The following is a 17,607-nucleotide window of genomic DNA, read 5'->3' on the forward strand; positions in this document are numbered from 1 at the left end:
ACTTCGATACGTTCGCAGCGTGGGGAACATCGACTACGACCCGTTCGGGTCCGAGGTGCTGGAGAATCCGTTCCCGACGTACGCCGAGCTTCGATCGGGCTGCCCCGTGCACCGCTTCGAGGACTTCGATCCCGCGTTCACGACGATGACCCGTCACGCCGACGTGACGGCGATGCTGCGCGACTGGAAGACCTGGTCCAGCCACTACGGACAATCGCCGCGGTTCTCCGTCACGGGCTGTCTGTTCAGTGACCCGCCGGCGCACACGATGTACCGGCGCCTGGTGCAGCAGGGCTTCGCTCCTCGCGTGGTCGATCGGATGGAAGCGGACATCAGGAGACTCACCGACGAACTGATCGACGCGATGCTCGAGCGCACCGGTCCGCCCGAGTCCGGCGGAATGGGAGACCTCCACGACGACATCGCCTGCCCGCTCCCGGTCCTCGTGATCGCGAACGTGCTCGGTGTGCCGACCGATCAGATCGCACAGTTCAAGCTCTGGTCCGACCGTCAGGTCGAGGCGATGGGGAGCCAGGACCCCGCTGCTGCCGCCGAGAACCGGGCTCAGATCGATGCGTTCTTCACCGAGCAGCTCGACAACCGGCGCGCCGACCTCGCGGCAGCGGGGATCGCTCCGGACGACTGGAACGAGGACGCGCTCGGCGATTCCGTGTCCGACGACGTGATGTCGGGGCTGCTCGTGGCATCGGTCGAAGGGCGCCGACTGACCGACCCCGAGTTGTTGAACATCCTCCAGCAGCTCCTCGTCGGCGGCAACGAGACGACGACCTCGCTGATCACGAACCTGTTCTGGCGGATCCTCGAGCGACCCGAGCTGTACCGCGAGCTCCGTGATCATCCCGAACTCGACGCCGTTGCCGTGGAGGAGAGCCTGCGCTTCGATGCTCCGGTGCTCGGCCTGTACCGCACCAACACGCGCGAGGTCGAGATGCACGGTGTGACGATCCCCGAGACGACCAAGTCGATGGCGACCTACGGTGCCGCCAATCGTGACCCGGCGGTGTTCGACGATCCCGAGACATTCCGCCTCGATCGCGATCTCGACCATCTCCGGCGGACACATCTGGCTTTCGGACTCGGACGCCACTTCTGTCCGGGCGCCCACCTGTCGCGACTCGAAGCTCGGATCGTGCTGCGGCGCGTGCTCGAGCGACTTCCCGACCTTCGACTCGACGGTCCGACCACCCGCATTCCGACGTTCCTGCTCTGGGGACGTCGGACCATTCCGATCGCCTGGGGGCAATCACATGACTGACACCGACCCGACCATGACCGCCATCGTCACGGGGGCTGCCCAGGGCATCGGTCGCGGACTCGCCGAGCGCTTCACCGCCGACGGGTGGAACGTCGTCGTGACCGACCGCAACCCGAAGATCCTGGATGTGGCCGGCGAGATCGGAGCGACCGGACACGTCGGTGACGTCGCGGATGCACACCACGTTCGATTCGTCGTCGATGCGACGGTGACCGCCCACGGGAGCATCGACGTGCTCGTCAACAATGCCGGCGAGGTCGAGGCGACCGGAACGAAGGATCCGTGGGACGGGATCGACGCCCAGTTCGACCGCCTCTTCGGGTCGAACGCGAAGGGCGCATTCCTGTTCGGTCGGGCGGTCGCTCCGGTGATGATCGACGGCGGCCGTGGCGGCAACATCGTCAACATCTCGACCGACCACGTGAAACCGTGTCCGGACTGCGATCGTCACCACGGTCACGGATCGATGGACCTCTACAACGCGGCGAAGTGGGCGCTCAACGGCTTCACGTTCGACTGGGCGAAAACGCTCGCCAAGCACCACATCCGCGTCAACAACATCTGCATGGGTGCGACCGACACCGAGATGCTGCGCGGCTATATGGGCAGCGATCCCGATCCGGAGTACCAGGCGACCTGGATGAGCACGGCGCAGATCGCCGACATCGTGGCCGAACTGATCGCGGAGGGCCCTGACGGTCGCACCGCCAACAGCATCGGCCTCTACGCCGGCTATCCGTGCGTCATGCCTGACCCCGAGTGAGTATCAAGTGGGGTCAGACCCCAGTCGATACGGACAACTGGTGTCAGGCACCAGTTGTCGCTGGGAGGTGCCAGCAGGTGTGCATCTCGCCGAGGCGGAGGCTGCGGATGGTGGGAGTTGCTCCGTCGGCGAGTCGCAGGTCGGGAACTGCGGTGAGCAGGCGCCGTGATGCGGCGACGGCGATGTCGCTGGTGATCGCATAGTTCGAGCGGGGACGATCCTTGGGAACCGCGGGGTGGATCGACGGCCTCCCGAGACCGAAGGCGATCCCCGAAGGCAGCCCGTCCGCGCGGTACTGGCCCCGCGGCTCGCGCTGGCACAGGTCCTTGCGACCGACGATGAACGCGTCGGGATCGTCGAACACGCGCGGATCACGGTTGGCGGCGGCCGCCGACAGCTCGAGTAGCGCGCCGTCGGGAAGCAGGCGCCCGAAGCGTTCGACCTCGTGTCGAGCGAATCGCTGAGCGCCGTGGACCGGAGGGCTGTGGCGGAGCGTCTCGAGCCAGGCGAACTTCATCATCCGCGGGTCGTCGCGCACCGTCTGCAGCTGATCGGGGTGGAGCAGCAGCTGACACCACATGTTCGCCACACCGCCGTGGAGCGTCTCGTGGTCGGCCTCGAGGATCGTCGCCACCAGGTCGCGCGCCCGGTCCGGTCGCTCCTCACCGGGATCGACGGCGATGATCGCACTGATCAGATCGTCGGATGGTTCCGCTCGCCGCCGCTCGACGATCGGCTCGAAGAACGCGACGAGTTCGTCGAACGCCCGACGCCCATCGAGTCGCGCCTGCGGGTCCCAGCCGACGCCACGCTGCATCTTCCAGTAGCGCGACGCGAACCCGGGGAGTTCGTCGTCGGTCAGATCGAGCACCGCACCCCAGAGTTCGAGCGGGATCCGCGCTGCGAACTCGGTCGCGAGATCGACCGGCTCGCCGCGCGCGGCGGTTGCCGAGATGTCGCCGACGACGCGTTCGACGACGTCGTTCAACGCAGCGTCGACCCGCCCGGCCCGGGCGGTGGCCACCGCCACCTCGGCGCCCAGATCTCGCCCGAGGAGTCGCTCGGTCGCGATGTCGCCGTCGCTGAGCGACCACCGCTTCGAGCGGGTCTCGAAGTTGGCCTCGTCCGCGAATACCGAGGTGACGTCGTCGTAGCGGGTGATCCAGAAGCGATTCCCCTTCCAGTCGCGGTAGCACGGATAGTTCTCGCGGAGCACCGTGAGCAGCCGCGTCGGGTCGGCGAGCATCTCGTCGCCGATCAGTTCGCGCGGTGAGAGGAGATTCGTGGTCTCACCCACCCGTTCGCGTTGGAAGACCTCGTACGTGCGGTACCCGGCCGCGGGCAGCGGTTCCTCGTCCGCCTCGACCTCGTAGCCGAGCGTCATGATCCTCCGCGAGGAGTGGTCTCGCCGGTGTCGTCGGTGCCAACGGCCGATGTGACGGCTGACGGAAGATCGAAGCGCAGCCAGAGTTCGCGAATCGCGCCGAGGCCGACCGGAGCGAGCTCGATGCCGTCGACATCGGCGGTCGGGTTCATCGGCATCCGGTCGGTCTCGATGCGCACGTTGCGGAGGACGGGTGCGAGCAACTCCGAGCCGATCGCCGCCTCCTGATGCGAGATCCACGCCCCCGGACACAGGTGGGGTCCGACACCGAACGCCATGTGGCTGAACCGACCGTCGCCGTCGGGCCCGCCGCCGTCGTGGCCGGAGCGGAGGATCTTTCCGCTGTACAGGTCGTCACGGAAGATGTCGAATCGTTCGGGATCGGCGAACACGCGATCGTCGTGGTTCGCCGAGACGTCGACCATGTGGATCAGCGAGCCGGCGGGAATCGTCACCCCGTGGAGCTCGATGTCGAACGTGTTGTGGCGTGGTTGCCCGCCGATCGAGGTCGAGTGACGCAGCATCTCGTGGAACGCGGTCGTCCAGAGCGACGGATCCGACTCGAGCGCCGCGTACTGGTCCGGATGCTGGAGCAGCAGATACCAGAGGTTCATGATCGCGCCGCGGGTCGTCTCTCCGCCGCCCCCGACGACCAGTGCGACGAACGAGGTGATCTCCTCGGTCGACATCACGTCGCCGTCGATCTCGGAGCTGCACAGTTCGGAGATGATGTCGAGGCAGATCTCGTTGCCCGCCTCGTCGTGGAGGTAGGTGGGGGTCGACCGCCGCTCCTCGACGAGCGATTCGACATAGTCCTCGAGGTCCTGGCGGGCGACGAGGCCGTCGTGATGCGTGTCGCTGCCACCCAGGCCCGACATCATCGCGTCGTACCACCACGTGAACTGTTGGCGGGCTTCCTGGGGGATCCCGAGAACCTGAGCCACCACGCTGATCGGGAACTCGTTGGCGAAGCATGCCCCCAGCTCGATCAGCGCGGTCCCGGACTCCCGATCGATCTCGATCCTCGCCGGCCGATCGCCGGCTGCCGCGTTCTTCGGGTTGTCCGCGTCCCACCACTCGGCGATCAACTCGTCGGCGATGTCGCGCAGCGCGTGCAACCGTTTCGTGAGCGCGGCACCGACCAGATGACGCCCGTAGATGTTGCGGCGTCGGCGGTGCTCGATGCCGCTCAACTCCAACTGCGTGTTGCCCAGTACGCCCGACGACGAGCCCTTCGGAATGGTGTTGAAACCGATTTCGTCGAAGTAGCAGTCGGTGACGTCGCCGTACCGCGTGACGTAGTAGCAGTTGTGCAGTTGGTCGTGGAACACCGGATAGTGGTCACGCATGATCCGGTAGTAGGGGTAGGGATTGCGGGCGAATTCACCGCTGTCGAAGATGCGTGGGTCGATCAGCGGGGTCCCGTCGGGGGCGTGTCCCATGTCGACCGCCTCGCCGATCGGCATCGGGGCGAACCGGCGGCGCGCGGCCTCGCCGGTCGTCTCCGGCGGTCGCAGGTCGATCGCCGAGTCGAGCACGGCAGTGAACGGATTGGACACGAATGACCCCTTCGTCTTCGGATGGATGGTGATCTCGGTCCGACCGTACCGGTCGGTCGTCGACCGCTTCCCGTCGGAGCACGCGCCGTTTTCGGTGCCCGGTCGTGCGGATGACGGGGTGGAAAGTCGCACCCGAACCGACGAGAGTGGGCGGAGAGCTGCCAGCCTGTCGGCGTGAGTGATCCGGGTCCGATTCCGTTCGACGAGTTCATGGAGGGCGCCCTGTACGGCACCGACGGCTTCTACATGCGCCCGGACGGCGGGAGCGCCGGACGACGCGGCGATTTCCTGACGTCGCCCGAGGTCGGGCCGCTGTTCGGGTTCGTGTTGGCGGCATACCTCGACGGTGAGTGGGAGCGTCTCGGGCGACCGGATCCGTTCACCGTCATCGACGCAGGAGCAGGACCGGGCACGCTGGCCCGCTCGGTGGTGGCCGCCGCCCCCCAATGTGCGGGGGCGATGCGCTACGTCGCCGTCGAGATCTCGGCCGCTCAGCGTGAACGGCACCCGGACGGGATCGAATCCGTCGGATCACTCCCCGACGGGCCCATCGACGGCGTGATCATCGCCAATGAACTGCTCGACAACCTGCCGTTCCGGCTCGCCGTCTTCGATCAGGGATGGCGCGAAGCGTTCGTCGACGTCGACCGCTCGGGCGCGTCGGTCGAGCGCTTGTCGGCACGGTTCGATCCCGTGCCCGCCGTTCTCCCCGCGCGATCGACACACGGTGACCGCGCTCCACTGACCGATCGCGCGGTCGCGTGGGTTGCCGACGCCCGGTCGCTCATCCGACGAGGCTCGTTGTTGGTGATCGACTACGGCGTCGCCGAGACCGGCGAACTCGCGACCCGTCCGTGGCGCGACTGGTTGCGGACGTATCGGCACAACACGCGCGGCGAGCACTACCTGAGCGCACCGGGGACGCAGGACATCACGACCGATCTCGCCTTCGATCAGTTCCCGGCACCCGATTCGCTGCGCACGCAGGCGCAGTTCCTCCAACTCCACGGCATCGCCGACCGGGTCGCCGAAGGAAGGCGCTACTGGGAGGAGCACGCCGCGCGGCCCGACCTCGCAGCGATGCGGATGCGCAGCCGGATCAGCGAGGCCGAAGCGCTCCTGGACCCGTCCGGGCTCGGTGGATTCCTCGTGGCCGAGTGGCGCTCGTCGTCGCCCGACTGACGCATCGGGATGACCCGCGTGGGTGATCTACGATCGCCTCATGAGTGAGGAACAGCACGAGACCATCGACGCACTGAGCTCGGAGAACCGCACGTTTCCCCCGTCCGACTCGTTCAAGGCCGACTCCCTCGTCGTCGACACGGCGATGTACGACGAGGCGAATCAGGACGATGAGGCGTTCTGGGCTCGCCAGGCTGGCGAGTTGCTCGCCTGGAGCCAGCCGTGGGACACGACCCTCGAGTGGGAGCTTCCGTACTCCAAGTGGTTCGACGGGGGAACGCTGAACGTCGCCTACAACTGCCTCGATCGACACGTGCTGGCCGGACGCGGTGACAAGGTCGCGTTCCACTGGGAGGGTGAGCCCGGCGACACCCGCACGATCACCTACCAGGACCTGCTCGACGAGGTGTGTCAGTTCGCCAACGTCCTCAAGGGGCTCGGCGTGGAGAAGGGCGACCGGGTCAACATCTATCTCCCGATGATCCCCGAAGCGGCGGTTGCGATGCTGGCGTGTGCTCGGATCGGGGCGCCGCACAGCGTCGTGTTCGGCGGCTTTTCGAGTCAGTCGTTGAGCGACCGGATCAACGATGCGGAGGCCAAGGTCCTGATCACGGCGGACGGCGGATACCGACGCGGTGAGGTGTTCCCGCTCAAGCCCGCTGCGGACGAGGCATGTGAGTCGGCGCCGACCATCGATCACGTCGTCGTGGTCAAACGCGGTGGCAACGACGTCACGATGGTGGACGGCCGGGACCACTGGTACCACGACCTGATGGAGGGTGCCTCGACCGATTGCGTCGCGGAGCCGATGGAGGCCGAGCACCTGCTGTTCCTGCTGTACACGTCGGGGACCACCGGCAAGCCGAAGGGGATCATGCACACGACGGGCGGGTACCTCACGCATGTCACCTACACGCACCGGTACGTGTTCGACCTGCAACCCGAGACCGATGTGTTCTGGTGCACCGCCGACGTGGGGTGGATCACCGGGCACAGCTACATCGTGTACGGGCCATTGTCGAACGGGTGCACACAGGTGATGTACGAGGGAGTCCCGAACTACCCGGGCAACGACCGGTTCTGGGAGATCATCGAGAAGTACGGCGTCACGATCTTCTACACGGCGCCGACCGCGATCCGCACGTTCATGAAGTGGGGCGGTGAGGAGCCGGCCAAGCACGACCTCTCGTCGTTGCGGCTGCTCGGCACGGTCGGCGAGCCGATCAACCCGGAAGCCTGGATGTGGTACCACGAACACATCGGTGGTGCCCGGTGCCCGATCGTCGACACGTGGTGGCAGACCGAGACCGGCGGGATCATGATCAGCCCGCTCCCCGGAGCGACGACGACGAAACCGGGCTCGGCAACGTTCCCGCTCCCCGGTGTGCGCACCGAACTGGTCGACGACGAGGCGAACACGGTCTCGGTCGGCGGGGGCTATCTCACCTTGACGCGGCCGTGGCCGGGGATGCTCCGTGGGATCTGGGGCGACCCGGATCGCTACCAGGAGACCTACTGGTCACGTTTTCCCGATCGGTACTTCGCCGGTGACGGCGCGAAGCTCGACGACGACGGTTACCTCTGGCTGCTCGGTCGCGTCGACGACGTGATGAACGTGTCCGGTCACCGCATCTCGACGACCGAGGTCGAATCGGCGCTCGTGTCACACCCGTCGGTCGCGGAGGCGGCGGTCGTCGGTGCGAACGATCCGACGACGGGTCAGGCGGTGTTCGCCTACGTCATCCTGCGCGGCGGAACGGAAACGAACGAGGCCGAACTGCGTGCGCACGTCGCCGGCGAGATCGGTGCGATCGCGAAACCGAAGCGGGTGTTCATCACCCCGGACCTCCCCAAGACGCGCTCGGGCAAGATCATGCGGCGGCTGCTGCGCGACGTCGCGGAGGGCCGCAACATCGGCGACACCACCACGCTCGCCGATGCATCGATCGTCGACGAACTCCAGGCAAAGGCAGCTGAGTCGCCGACCGACTGATCCGTGCTTCGACGCTTCGGCGTTGCATAGTCTGATCGGAGCCGGCGATCGAGCGCTGCGCACGACACGAAGGAGTGATGATGATCGAAGTCCTGGACGGCTACCGCGACGGAGTTCTCGCGATCGACGTGAGCGGCGAGGTGAGCGACGACGACTACGAGGACGTTCTCGACCCCGCGATCGCCGACCTGCTCACGCGCCACGACAAGATCCGCCTGCTGTACCGGCTCGGCGAGGACTTCGAGGGCTACGAAGGCGACGCGATGTGGGAGGACGCGAAGTTGGGGATGCGCAACTTCACCAAGTTCGACCGGTTGGCGGTGGTGACCGACACGACCTGGGTCCGTCGTTCCGTCAAGGCGTTCGGATGGATGATGCCCGGCCAGGTCCGCGTCTTCGGGCTCGGCGAGATGCAGTCGGCGTCGACCTGGATCTCCGAAGCCGACTGATCACCGGTCCGCCCGCGGCGTTCAGGCGGACGGCGCCAGCGCGCGCAGCGCGTTGCGGTCGAGGGTGTTCGCACCGTCGGTGGACAACGGTTGGATGCACACGTGCGTCGCCCCGGCGTCGTAGTGATCCTGCACACCGCGGCGGATGCGGTCCTCGTCGCCCCACACGACGACGGCGTCGATGAAGCGGTTGTCGCGCTGCTGGATCTCGTCCTCGGTGAACCCGAGGCGCTTCCAGTTGTTGCGGTAGTTCGGCAGGTCGGCGTAGATCGCGATCGCGGTACGGGCGGCCTCACGTGCGGCGTCGGCGTCGGTCGACAGGCAGACCTTCTGCTCGACGCAGAGCAGCGAGTCGGGGCCGAGGATCTCGCGGGCCTGCGCGGTGTGTTCCGGCGTGGTCCAGTACGGGTGGGCGCCGTCGGCGGCGGTTCCCGCGAGTTCGATCATCTTGGGGCCGAGCGCGGCGAGGACGACCGGGACCGGGTCGACCGGCGTCTGGCCACGGAACGGCTGGGCTTCCATTGCGGCGAGGTACTCGCGCATCTGGGTCAAGGGTTTGGAGTAGTCGAGTCCGCGCAACCCGGCGACCATCGGGCCGTGGCTCACCCCCAGTCCGAGGATGAACCGGCCGCCCGACTGCTCGCCGATGGTGTTCGCCACCTGCTTCATCGGCCCGGCGTGACGGTGGAAGATGTTGGCGATTCCGGTCGCGAACGTGAGGCTCGTCGTCTGCGATGCAAGCCAGGCGATGTGGGCGAACGGGTCGCGTCCGATCGTGTCGGGCGTCCAGAGCGTCGAATACCCGAGCGACTCGACCTCCCCGGCGAACTCGGCGGCTTCGCCGGCGCTCATCTGATCGGTGAAGTACCAGATACCCGGGGTGGAGAGATTGTCGAGAGCGGTCATCGTTCGAGCGTAGGCCGTTCGATCGCGTCCGGTCGGGCCGTCCGAACCGATGCCCGATGCTCGAACCAGTCGCCGCTCGCGATCGGAACCAGGTCGAGGTCGGAACCGTATTCGTAGGCGTGGGCGGCGACACCGCGCGACGTCGTCACGACGATCCGGCGGTACCGGCCCCCGACCGTGTCCTCCTCCCGGTCGAGGACGGCGAGGCAACGCTCGACCGACGCTGCGTCGAGGGCATAGGTCTGACCGAGGACCGTTCCGCCCGCTTCGACCCGCCCGTCGAAGATCGCGGCCGGATAGTCGAGGCCGGTGTCGAACAGTCGCCCCTCGACCGCGTCGGACCAGCCGTCGTCGATCACGAATGGTTGGAGGAATCGCCAGCGGACGTCGCCCGGGCGCAGCGTGCCGTACACGAAGACGTGGTTGGGCACGACGGTCACGGCGTGCCCGATCCGGTCGAACGGCGGATCATCAATCGCCGATCCCGGATTCGTCCATCGCCCTGCGCGCCTCCACTTCGCGTTGTACCGGCGGTGCCGCGAGGCCGATCACCTCGCCGGTCTCGGGCAGCGGGTCGTTCCGGCAGATGAAGGCCATTTCGCCGTCCTCGATCCGGGCGAGGGGGATGAACTGCTGCTCGGTGAACGCGTCGATGATCAGCGCGTCGGCCGGTTCGCCGATGACCTTCCACCCCTGGCGAGAGCGTTCGTCCAGGATCGAATACGTCAGGCCGTCGATGCCGATGATCCGGCCGAGGTACTCCTCGGGGACGGCGGTGTGACCGCTGCGGCGTTTGCCCGGAGCGAGTTGGAACGCCTCGCGCCGCCCGAAGACCCGCGAGAACCGACCGGTGGAGAGCGCGTTCACCTCGTCGTTCGACGTCAATGCGAGAAGTCGGCCGATGCCGCGCAGATCGAGGCTCTCCGTCGCATTCTCCGCGAGGGCGCTCATCCGGCGGGCGCTCAGTCCGAGCGCGATCGCACGGGTCACGTTGTACGGGTCGGTGTCGATCAGCAGCGTCTTGATCTCGCGCTTCTTGAGCTCGGTCGCGATCCCGCGCGCGGTCGCATGCGAGCCGACGATCAACACGCCGACCGCCTCGGCTTCGGCGAGCCCCAACAGGCGTGCGGCCGGCCCGGCGATGAACCCGTAGACGACGATCGTGCCGATGATCATCAGGAACACGATCGGGACGATCTTGTCCGCGTCGGGCACATTCGCCTCCTCGAGCCGGAGCGCGAAGATCGCCGACACGGCCGCGGCGACGATGCCGCGGGGAGCCATCGCGGTCAGGAACACCCGCTCGCGCCAGGTCAGGGACGTGCGGACGGTGGAGACCAGCACCGCCAGCGGGCGCGCGATCAGGACCAGAACCGCCAGGAAGATCAGCGAGGGGACGACGACGTCGCGCAACGCGTCGGCCTCGATCCGCGCGGCGAGCAGGATGAACAGCGCCGAGATCAGCAGTGTGCGCAGGCTCTCGTTGAACTCGAGCACCGGTCGGATCGTCGACGACTCGCGGCGGGCGAGGTAGATGCCGACGACGGTCACGGCGAGCAACCCCGACTCCTCCTGGATCTCGTTCGACGCGACGTAGCTGGCGACGACGAACGCGAACGTCATCGGGACCGCGAGCTGGTCGGGGATGAGGAAGCGTCGCAGCGCCGTGTCGAGCAGGAATGCGGTTCCGAGGCCGAGCCCGATGCCGGCGAGCAGCGTCAGGCCGACGATGCCGAACAGGCTGAGGACGGCTTCGTCGGTCTCGTCGGCGAGTACGAGCTCGAACGCGACCAGCGCGGCGGTGGCGCCGATCGGATCGATCAGCACGCCCTCGGCGCGCAGGATCGGTCCGGTCGTCCCGGACGGCCGGACGAAGCGGAGCAGCGGCCCGACGACGGTCGGGCCCGTGACGACGAGGACGGCGGCGAGCACGATCGCCGCCTCGTTCGAGATCCCGAAGATCGAGCGCGAGAAGTACCACGCCACCGCGCCGGTGACGATCGCTCCGATCGTGATCAGACGACGGACGACGGTTCCGGTGTTGCGCAGCTCGCGCGGTGGGAGATCGAGTCCGCCCTCGAACAGGATCAGCGCGACCGACAGCGACACCAGCGGGAACAACGTGTTCCCGAGGAGTTCGTCGGGTTCCAGGATCCCGGTCACCGGGCCGAGCAGGAGACCGGCGATCAGCAGAGCGATGATCGACGGAAGCTGGGTCCGCCAGGCGATCCACTGAGCGACCATGCCGACGCCGACGATCAGCGCGAGTGACGGTCCGATCGCAGAATCACCGGCGGCGAGGATGACCGCGTTCATGAACCAGCCCTCGCCATCCGGGGACATGGTAGTGCAGGAGCTGTGTAGCTTCGCCTCATGACACCGACGAAACCGGCTCGTTTCGAACGGGTGACCTTTCCCGGGAGCCAGGGTGATGCGCTCGCCGCCCGGCTCGATCTGCCGGCGGGTCCACCCCGCGCGTTTGCGCTGTTCGCCCACTGTTTCACGTGCGGGAAGGACATCCGTTCGGCGGGTCGGTTGTCATCGGCGCTGACCGCGGCGGGGTTTGCCGTGCTGCGCTTCGACTTCACCGGAATCGGGTCGAGCGAGGGAGAGTTCGCGAACACCAACTTCTCGTCGAACACCGACGACCTGCTCGCGGCCGTCGACTGGCTTCGATCCGAGCATGCAGCGCCGCAGTTGATGGTGGGGCATTCGCTGGGCGGTGCAGCGGTGCTCGCGGTCGCCGGGCAGGTCGAGGAGGTGAACGCGGTCGTCACGATCGGGGCTCCGGCCGACACCGAGCATCTGACGGGCCTGTTCACGGACGCGAGCGATGAGATCGCCGCGCGGGGTGAGGCATGTGTCTCGCTGGCCGGACGCCGGTTCACGATCAAGCAGCAGTTCCTCGACGATCTCGGTGAGCACCGGGTCATCGAGCGGGTCGCCGCGATGAAGAAGCCCCTGCTCGTGATGCATTCACCGGTCGACAACACCGTGGGCGTCGAACACGCCGCGCAGATCTTCGCGGCCGCCCGTCACCCGAAGAGTTTCATGTCGCTCGACGGTGCCGACCACCTGTTGAGTGATCTCGACGACGCCGAGTTCGCCGCCGGGGTGATCGCCGCCTTTGCCGGTCGCTACGTCGAGGACCAGAGCGGAGCGCTCGCGGCGCCGGACCCACGTGCTGCCGTGGTCGTCGCCGAGACGACGCAGGGACCGTTCCTCAACCACGTCGTGGTCGGGTCACACCGATTCCTCGCCGACGAGCCGACCTCGATCGGCGGCTTCGATGCCGGCCCGGCGCCCTACGACCTGCTGGGCGCAGCGCTCGGGGCGTGCACGTCGATGACCCTGCGGATGTACGCGGATCGCAAGGGGCTCGCGCTCGATCGGGTGGTCGTGGCCGTTTCGCACGACAAGGTCCACGCCGAGGACTGCGTCGAGTGCGTCGGCAACGAGGCGCTTGCCGGCCGGACCGGCATGATCGATCGGTTCGAACGCGAGGTCACGCTCGAGGGTGGATCGCTCAGCGACGACGATCGTCGGAAGCTCTTGGCGATCGCCGACAAGTGCCCGGTCCACCGCACCCTCGAATCGGCCAGCGCCATCGCAACCCACCTCGCCTGAACCACCCACCGACGCGCCAACCACCCCCAACCGCCGATCTCGTGATTTCTTCGCGCATGGAGCGCCAGAAGAGTTCACGAGAACGGCGGTGACGTGGAGGGTCGAGGCGTCAGGTGCGGATGGCGATGTCGAGGTTGGCGCCCTCGAGCCGGGGGCCATCCTGGATCCGCTTGCGAGCGGCGTTGAGTTCGGCACACATGATCACGGTGATGCCGACGAGGCTCATCCACGTGATCAGACCGATCACGACGCCGATCACCTGCATCGACTGGTTGCTGGCCTCGCTCGCTCCGGCGAACCGCGTGACCAGCCGGGTCCCGAACGTCTGCAGAACCGTGAAGATGACACCGGCGATGATCGCTCCGGGCCAGACGTCGCCCCAACTCGGCGTCGCCGACGTGAGGAAGCGATACATCGTCGCGATGACCAAGATGTTGATCACCACCGTCGCGAACACCAGCGCGACATTGCTGATGGCGGGAAAGCCGGCCTTGTTCACGATGGATGCGATGACGATGCTCGCGATCAGCGCCGAACCGACGACGGCGAGACCGAGCAGCGCCCGGCCGCGTTGAGCGGGGAGCCCGGCGCGATCGTCGACGTCGATCTCCCACGTGTCGTCGAGTGCTCCCTGGAGCCCGACGAAGGCCTTGGTCGACGACCACAGTGCGGCCCCGAGCCCGATGACCAGTGCCCAGATGCTGCCGTCGATGGAGTCGGGGTTCTCGCGCAGGTCGTTGCCGAGCACCGGGATCTGCGACGCCGCGCTGTCGAGGATCCGATCGCGGAGTTCGGGGTCGTCGTCGAGCACGAACCCCAGGATCGTGACCGCAGCGAGCATCAGGGGGAAGATCGACAGGAACGAGAAGAACGCGAGCACCGAGGCGTTGCGACCGGAGAGGTGCCGCCTCCATCCGTCCATCATCTCGGCGAACACGTCGAAGGCGTGAGAGCGCTCTCGGAGTGTCATCACCCTGTCGCTGGTCGTCCAGGCCATGGTCAGTGTGTACCCGCTCCGACCGGTTCGGAACCAACCAGGTCCCAGTCGACCGGGTCGCGTCCGAACCCGACGAGTGCCTCGTTGGCGCGGCTGAACGGTGTGCTCCCGAAGAAGCCTCCGCTCGCCGACAACGGGGACGGATGCGGTGACTCGAGGATCGCGTGGCGCCCGGTGTCGACCCGCTCGCGCTTGCGGCGAGCGTGGTTGCCCCACAGGATGAACACGATCGGGTCGTCCTTCTCCGCCGCGACATCGATGACGCGATCGGTGAACGTCTCCCATCCATGGCCGGCGTGCGAACCGGCCTGCCCGGCGCGCACGGTCAACGACGTGTTCAGCAGGAGGACTCCCGAACGCGCCCACGATTCGAGGTTGCCGTGTTCGGGAATCGGGAGCGCGAGGTCGTCGTGCAGTTCGCGGTGGATGTTGCGCAGCGATGGCGGGACCCGGACCCCGCGCCGCACCGAGAACGCGAGTCCGTGCGCCTGATCCGGCCCGTGGTACGGATCCTGGCCGACGATCACGACCTTCAGCTCGGAGTAGGGCGTGAGATGCAGAGCCGTGAAGACGTCGGCTTCGGGCGGGTAGACGGTGTACCGACCGCGCTCATCCGCGACGAACGCCTGGAGGTCGCGCCAGTACGGTTCGTCGAACTCCGCCCGCAGTCGCGGATTCCAGTCCGTGGTCGCCATCATCGCAAGCTTGCCACGAACGAAACCGGGCGCCCGTCGGTCGCTGTCTTCGCGCGTCGTACGATGAGATCGTGTTCGATCATCTTCCACGCGCGTCTCTCGCCACGTTGCCCACTCCGCTCGAAGCGGCGGATCGGCCCCATAACGCCGGTCCGGCGCTGTGGATCAAACGTGACGATCTGACCGGTCTCGGGGGCGGCGGCAACAAGGCGCGCAAGCTCGAGTTCCTGTGTGGCGAGGCGGTTGCCGAGGACGCGAAGTCCCTCGTCACGGTCGGAGCAGCGCAATCGAACCACTGTCGGATGACCGCGGCTGCGGGCAGTCGACTCGGGCTCGAGGTGCACCTCATTCTGTCCGGCGACGCGCCGGTCGCCGATGACGCCCTCACCGGCAACCAGCTGTTGTCGAAGATGTTCGGCGCCCAGATGCACTACACCGGCGCCGCCGAGAGCCACTGGGGTGAACTCGAGATCGCCCGCGAAGCGCTCACCGACGAACTGGCCGCACAGGGGATGCGACCGAGTTCGATTCCGATCGGCGGGAGCACCGTCACCGGGGCGCTCGGCTACGCGGTCGCGTTCGTCGAGTTGATCGAACAGTGCGCGACCGCGGGGTTCGTGCCGCGTGCCGTCGTGTTCACGTCGTCGAGCGGTGGGACACACGCCGGGCTGCTCGCCGGTCGGGCGGCGATGATCGCGGACGGTCGACTCGATCGAGACTCCGCGCCGGACATCGTGGCGATCGGTGTCGCCAAAGGGGTCAACCTCGGATATCCCGACATCGCCGGACTCGCCGATTCGGTTCTCGAGGTGATGCAGGTGGACGCCGTGATCGACGGCGACGATGTCGAGGTCGACGCCCGATGGCTCGGGGAGGACTACGGAGCGCGAACCGACGCCGCGACCGCTGCCATCGACTGGGCCGCTCGGAGCGGCGGATGGTTGATGGATCCGACGTACTCGGGCAAGGGTCTGTCGGGTCTGCTCGGCCAGGTCGCCGAGGGCCGCTGGAATCGGGACGACCACGTCGTGTTCATCCACACCGGCGGCTGGCCCGCCCTCTTCGCCTGACCCGTCCCGCCGATTCGGTCCGTTCTCGTGAACTTCTCCCGCGTTCCGTGCGCGAACAGTTCACGAGATCGCACCTGCTCGGGTGGGGAGGGGGTTCGTCGTAGGCTGGTGCGATGACTGAGGAGATTCTCGACGTCGATCTGCTGGCCTTCGAGAACGGGAGCTCGGCGCAGCGACGAGCGGTCGTCGATGGGGTGTCGCGCAGTCTCGAGACCGGGTTCGTGTACACGAGCCACGACGTGCCCGACGATGTGATCGACACCGCCTATGCGATGCTGCGCGAGTTCTTCGAGAAGTCGCCGGAGGAGAAGCAGACCGCCACGGTGCCCGGCGCGAGCGGCCAGACCGGGTACACCGGTCTGCTGGTCGAGACGGCGGCGTCGAGCGACAAGCCGGACTGGAAGGAGATGCTCAACTGGTCGACACCGATCGTCGAGGGGCATCCGTTGAAGCGTCACTTTCCGGGTGCATACCCCGACCAGGTGTTGCCGGAGCAGATCGTGCCGGGCATCACCGAGGTGCTCTACCGCTTCCACGACTCGATCGCCGATCTGCAGCGGCGGTTCCTCCGCATCATCGCCGAGGGCATCGGATGCCACGAGACGTTCTTTGACGACATGGTCCAGGACGGCCCGACGCTGACCCGCGCGATCAGGTACCCGGCGATGTCCGAGCTCGACGTCGCGCTCGGCGCCGACGGCGAACCGGGGCACGTGTGGGCTGCCGCGCACGGTGACATCAACCTCATCACGGCCCTGCCCCGCTCGACCGCACCCGGCCTCCAGGTCGAGGTCAACGACGACTGGGTCGACGCGATCCCGCCGGACAACGGTGTCATCGTCAACACCGGCATCATGCTGGAACGGTTGACGAACGGACGGATTCCGATCGGCTGGCATCGGGTGGTCGCCGCTCCCGGGTACGAGGGGGAGCGGTACAGCGTCGTCCAGTTCTGTCACCCGCGACCCTGGACGGTCCTGGCGCCGGTCGCGTCGTGCTGCACCCCCGACAACCCCCAGCGCTTCAGCGCGATCAGCGCGGCCCATGCCCTCGACGAAGTGCTGTACGAGATCAATCTCGTCGAGACCGCGCGTCGCGTGGGCTGATCAACGCGCCTGCTTGCTCGCCGCCCGATCGGTCCGTGGGGATCAGCGGTGGAATGTGCTGCGGTACTCGGGGTCGTCCTGCACGGTGACCGCGACCCACGTCTTCGTGGACAGTTCGACCGGTGTCAGCCAGTGGAGGAGCCCATCGTCCACGCCGGCGTGACCGGGGCCGAACGGCATCTCGGGTGTGTAGGTGCACGACTCGCTCGGGTTCACCATCGCGGCCCATCCGGTCGCGGTCACCTGACCGGCAGGCGTGAAGGTCCAGCGTGAGTCGACATCGTCGAGGTTGTCCACGGCTTCGATCGTCGGCGGTGCGGCGTCCATTCCGGACGGGGGGAGCGACCATGGCCCGATCATCACCTGACAGGTCTGATGGAACATGGCGTCGACGATCGGACCGAACGTGTCGACCGGGCGACCGTTGACATCGCTGGTTCTGATCCGGATGTGCGGGGCCGGTGGGACGACGTCGGCTTCGACGATCGCGTCGGGCCGCTCGGGCGTGTCCGGCCCATCGGTCGCGTCGGTCTGCTCGGGCGTGTCCGGCCCATCGGTCGCGTCGGTCCGGTCGGTCGCGTCCGGCTCGTCGGTCCGGTC

At 67.2% G+C, this 17,607-nt stretch carries 15 protein-coding genes and 1 pseudogene; 8 read left to right on the top strand and 8 right to left on the bottom strand.

Features of this window, described 5'->3' with window-relative positions; genetic code table 11:
- The first annotated feature begins 19 nt into the window (after positions 1–19).
- Both WBV89_RS06640 and WBV89_RS06645 read left to right on the top strand, forming a co-directional pair.
- Complete coding sequence (locus WBV89_RS06640; RefSeq protein WP_423980545.1) at positions 20–1,276, top strand: cytochrome P450; 1,257 nt, start codon at positions 20–22, stop codon at positions 1,274–1,276.
- Positions 1,269–2,039, top strand: a complete 771-nt coding sequence (locus tag WBV89_RS06645; protein WP_423980546.1) for an SDR family NAD(P)-dependent oxidoreductase — start codon at positions 1,269–1,271, stop codon at positions 2,037–2,039. The genes WBV89_RS06640 and WBV89_RS06645 overlap by 8 nt, the downstream gene beginning before the upstream one ends.
- Before the next feature lie 43 nt (positions 2,040–2,082).
- On the opposite strand, the gene WBV89_RS06650 is transcribed toward WBV89_RS06645, so the two are convergent.
- Together WBV89_RS06650 and WBV89_RS06655 are read right to left on the bottom strand one after the other, a co-directional pair.
- The gene (locus tag WBV89_RS06650) at positions 2,083–3,423 is read right to left on the bottom strand and encodes a cytochrome P450 (RefSeq protein WP_423980547.1); all 1,341 of its coding nucleotides are present in this window, start codon (positions 3,421–3,423) and stop codon (positions 2,083–2,085) included.
- Positions 3,420–4,982: a cytochrome P450 gene (locus WBV89_RS06655; protein ID WP_423980548.1), complete on the bottom strand. Its 1,563-nt coding sequence runs from the start codon at positions 4,980–4,982 to the stop codon at positions 3,420–3,422. Before WBV89_RS06655 ends, WBV89_RS06650 begins: the two co-directional genes overlap by 4 nt.
- 174 nt (positions 4,983–5,156) lie before the next feature.
- Here WBV89_RS06655 and WBV89_RS06660 point away from each other — a divergent pair, with 174 nt between their 5' ends.
- The 3 genes from WBV89_RS06660 (at position 5,157) to WBV89_RS06670 (ending at position 8,606) form a co-directional block, all read left to right on the top strand.
- Positions 5,157–6,164, top strand: coding sequence for an SAM-dependent methyltransferase (locus WBV89_RS06660; RefSeq protein WP_423980549.1), 1,008 nt, complete (start codon positions 5,157–5,159; stop codon positions 6,162–6,164).
- Between the two features lie 40 nt (positions 6,165–6,204).
- Positions 6,205–8,157, top strand: a complete 1,953-nt coding sequence (gene acs, locus WBV89_RS06665) for an acetate--CoA ligase (protein ID WP_423980550.1) — start codon at positions 6,205–6,207, stop codon at positions 8,155–8,157.
- Between the two features lie 80 nt (positions 8,158–8,237).
- Positions 8,238–8,606: an STAS/SEC14 domain-containing protein gene (locus WBV89_RS06670; protein ID WP_423980551.1), complete on the top strand. Its 369-nt coding sequence runs from the start codon at positions 8,238–8,240 to the stop codon at positions 8,604–8,606.
- Positions 8,607–8,627: 21 nt separating this feature from the next.
- Here the strand turns inward: WBV89_RS06670 and WBV89_RS06675 are convergent, their stop codons facing one another.
- Genes WBV89_RS06675 through WBV89_RS06685 form a run of 3 tightly spaced genes read right to left on the bottom strand, consistent with a single transcriptional unit; the run spans position 8,628 to position 11,828 of the window.
- Entirely contained in the window at positions 8,628–9,512 is an 885-nt protein-coding gene (locus WBV89_RS06675) for a TIGR03620 family F420-dependent LLM class oxidoreductase (protein WP_423980552.1), read from the bottom strand.
- A complete protein-coding gene (locus WBV89_RS06680; protein WP_423980553.1) occupies positions 9,509–9,952 on the bottom strand; it encodes a gamma-glutamylcyclotransferase family protein in 444 nt (147 codons plus the stop codon). Before WBV89_RS06680 ends, WBV89_RS06675 begins: the two co-directional genes overlap by 4 nt.
- A 31-nt stretch (positions 9,953–9,983) precedes the next feature.
- Positions 9,984–11,828: a cation:proton antiporter gene (locus WBV89_RS06685; RefSeq protein ID WP_423980554.1), complete on the bottom strand. Its 1,845-nt coding sequence runs from the start codon at positions 11,826–11,828 to the stop codon at positions 9,984–9,986.
- Between the two features lie 57 nt (positions 11,829–11,885).
- Between WBV89_RS06685 and WBV89_RS06690 the strand changes: the two genes are divergently transcribed.
- Entirely contained in the window at positions 11,886–13,139 is a 1,254-nt protein-coding gene (locus WBV89_RS06690) for an alpha/beta fold hydrolase (RefSeq protein WP_423980555.1), read from the top strand.
- Between the two features lie 109 nt (positions 13,140–13,248).
- On the opposite strand, the gene WBV89_RS06695 is transcribed toward WBV89_RS06690, so the two are convergent.
- A complete protein-coding gene (locus WBV89_RS06695; RefSeq protein ID WP_423980556.1) occupies positions 13,249–14,136 on the bottom strand; it encodes a YihY/virulence factor BrkB family protein in 888 nt (295 codons plus the stop codon).
- A gap of 2 nt (positions 14,137–14,138) precedes the next feature.
- Positions 14,139–14,831 (bottom strand): uracil-DNA glycosylase, encoded by a 693-nt coding sequence (gene ung / locus WBV89_RS06700; RefSeq protein ID WP_423980557.1) that lies wholly within the window; start codon positions 14,829–14,831, stop codon positions 14,139–14,141.
- Between the two features lie 71 nt (positions 14,832–14,902).
- Here ung and WBV89_RS06705 point away from each other — a divergent pair, with 71 nt between their 5' ends.
- Together WBV89_RS06705 and WBV89_RS06710 are read left to right on the top strand one after the other, a co-directional pair.
- Positions 14,903–15,901 carry a 1-aminocyclopropane-1-carboxylate deaminase/D-cysteine desulfhydrase gene (locus WBV89_RS06705; RefSeq protein ID WP_423980558.1) on the top strand — a complete coding sequence of 333 codons (999 nt, stop codon included), beginning with the start codon at positions 14,903–14,905 and terminating at the stop codon, positions 15,899–15,901.
- Between the two features lie 113 nt (positions 15,902–16,014).
- Complete coding sequence (locus tag WBV89_RS06710) at positions 16,015–17,007, top strand: isopenicillin N synthase family dioxygenase (protein WP_423980559.1); 993 nt, start codon at positions 16,015–16,017, stop codon at positions 17,005–17,007.
- 42 nt (positions 17,008–17,049) lie between these two features.
- Here the strand turns inward: WBV89_RS06710 and WBV89_RS06715 are convergent.
- Positions 17,050–17,607 (bottom strand): annotated as a pseudogene (locus WBV89_RS06715) (hypothetical protein); the annotation flags it as partial.

The organism is Ilumatobacter sp. (assembly GCF_049588435.1).
Lineage (GTDB): Bacteria > Actinomycetota > Acidimicrobiia > Acidimicrobiales > Ilumatobacteraceae > Ilumatobacter_A.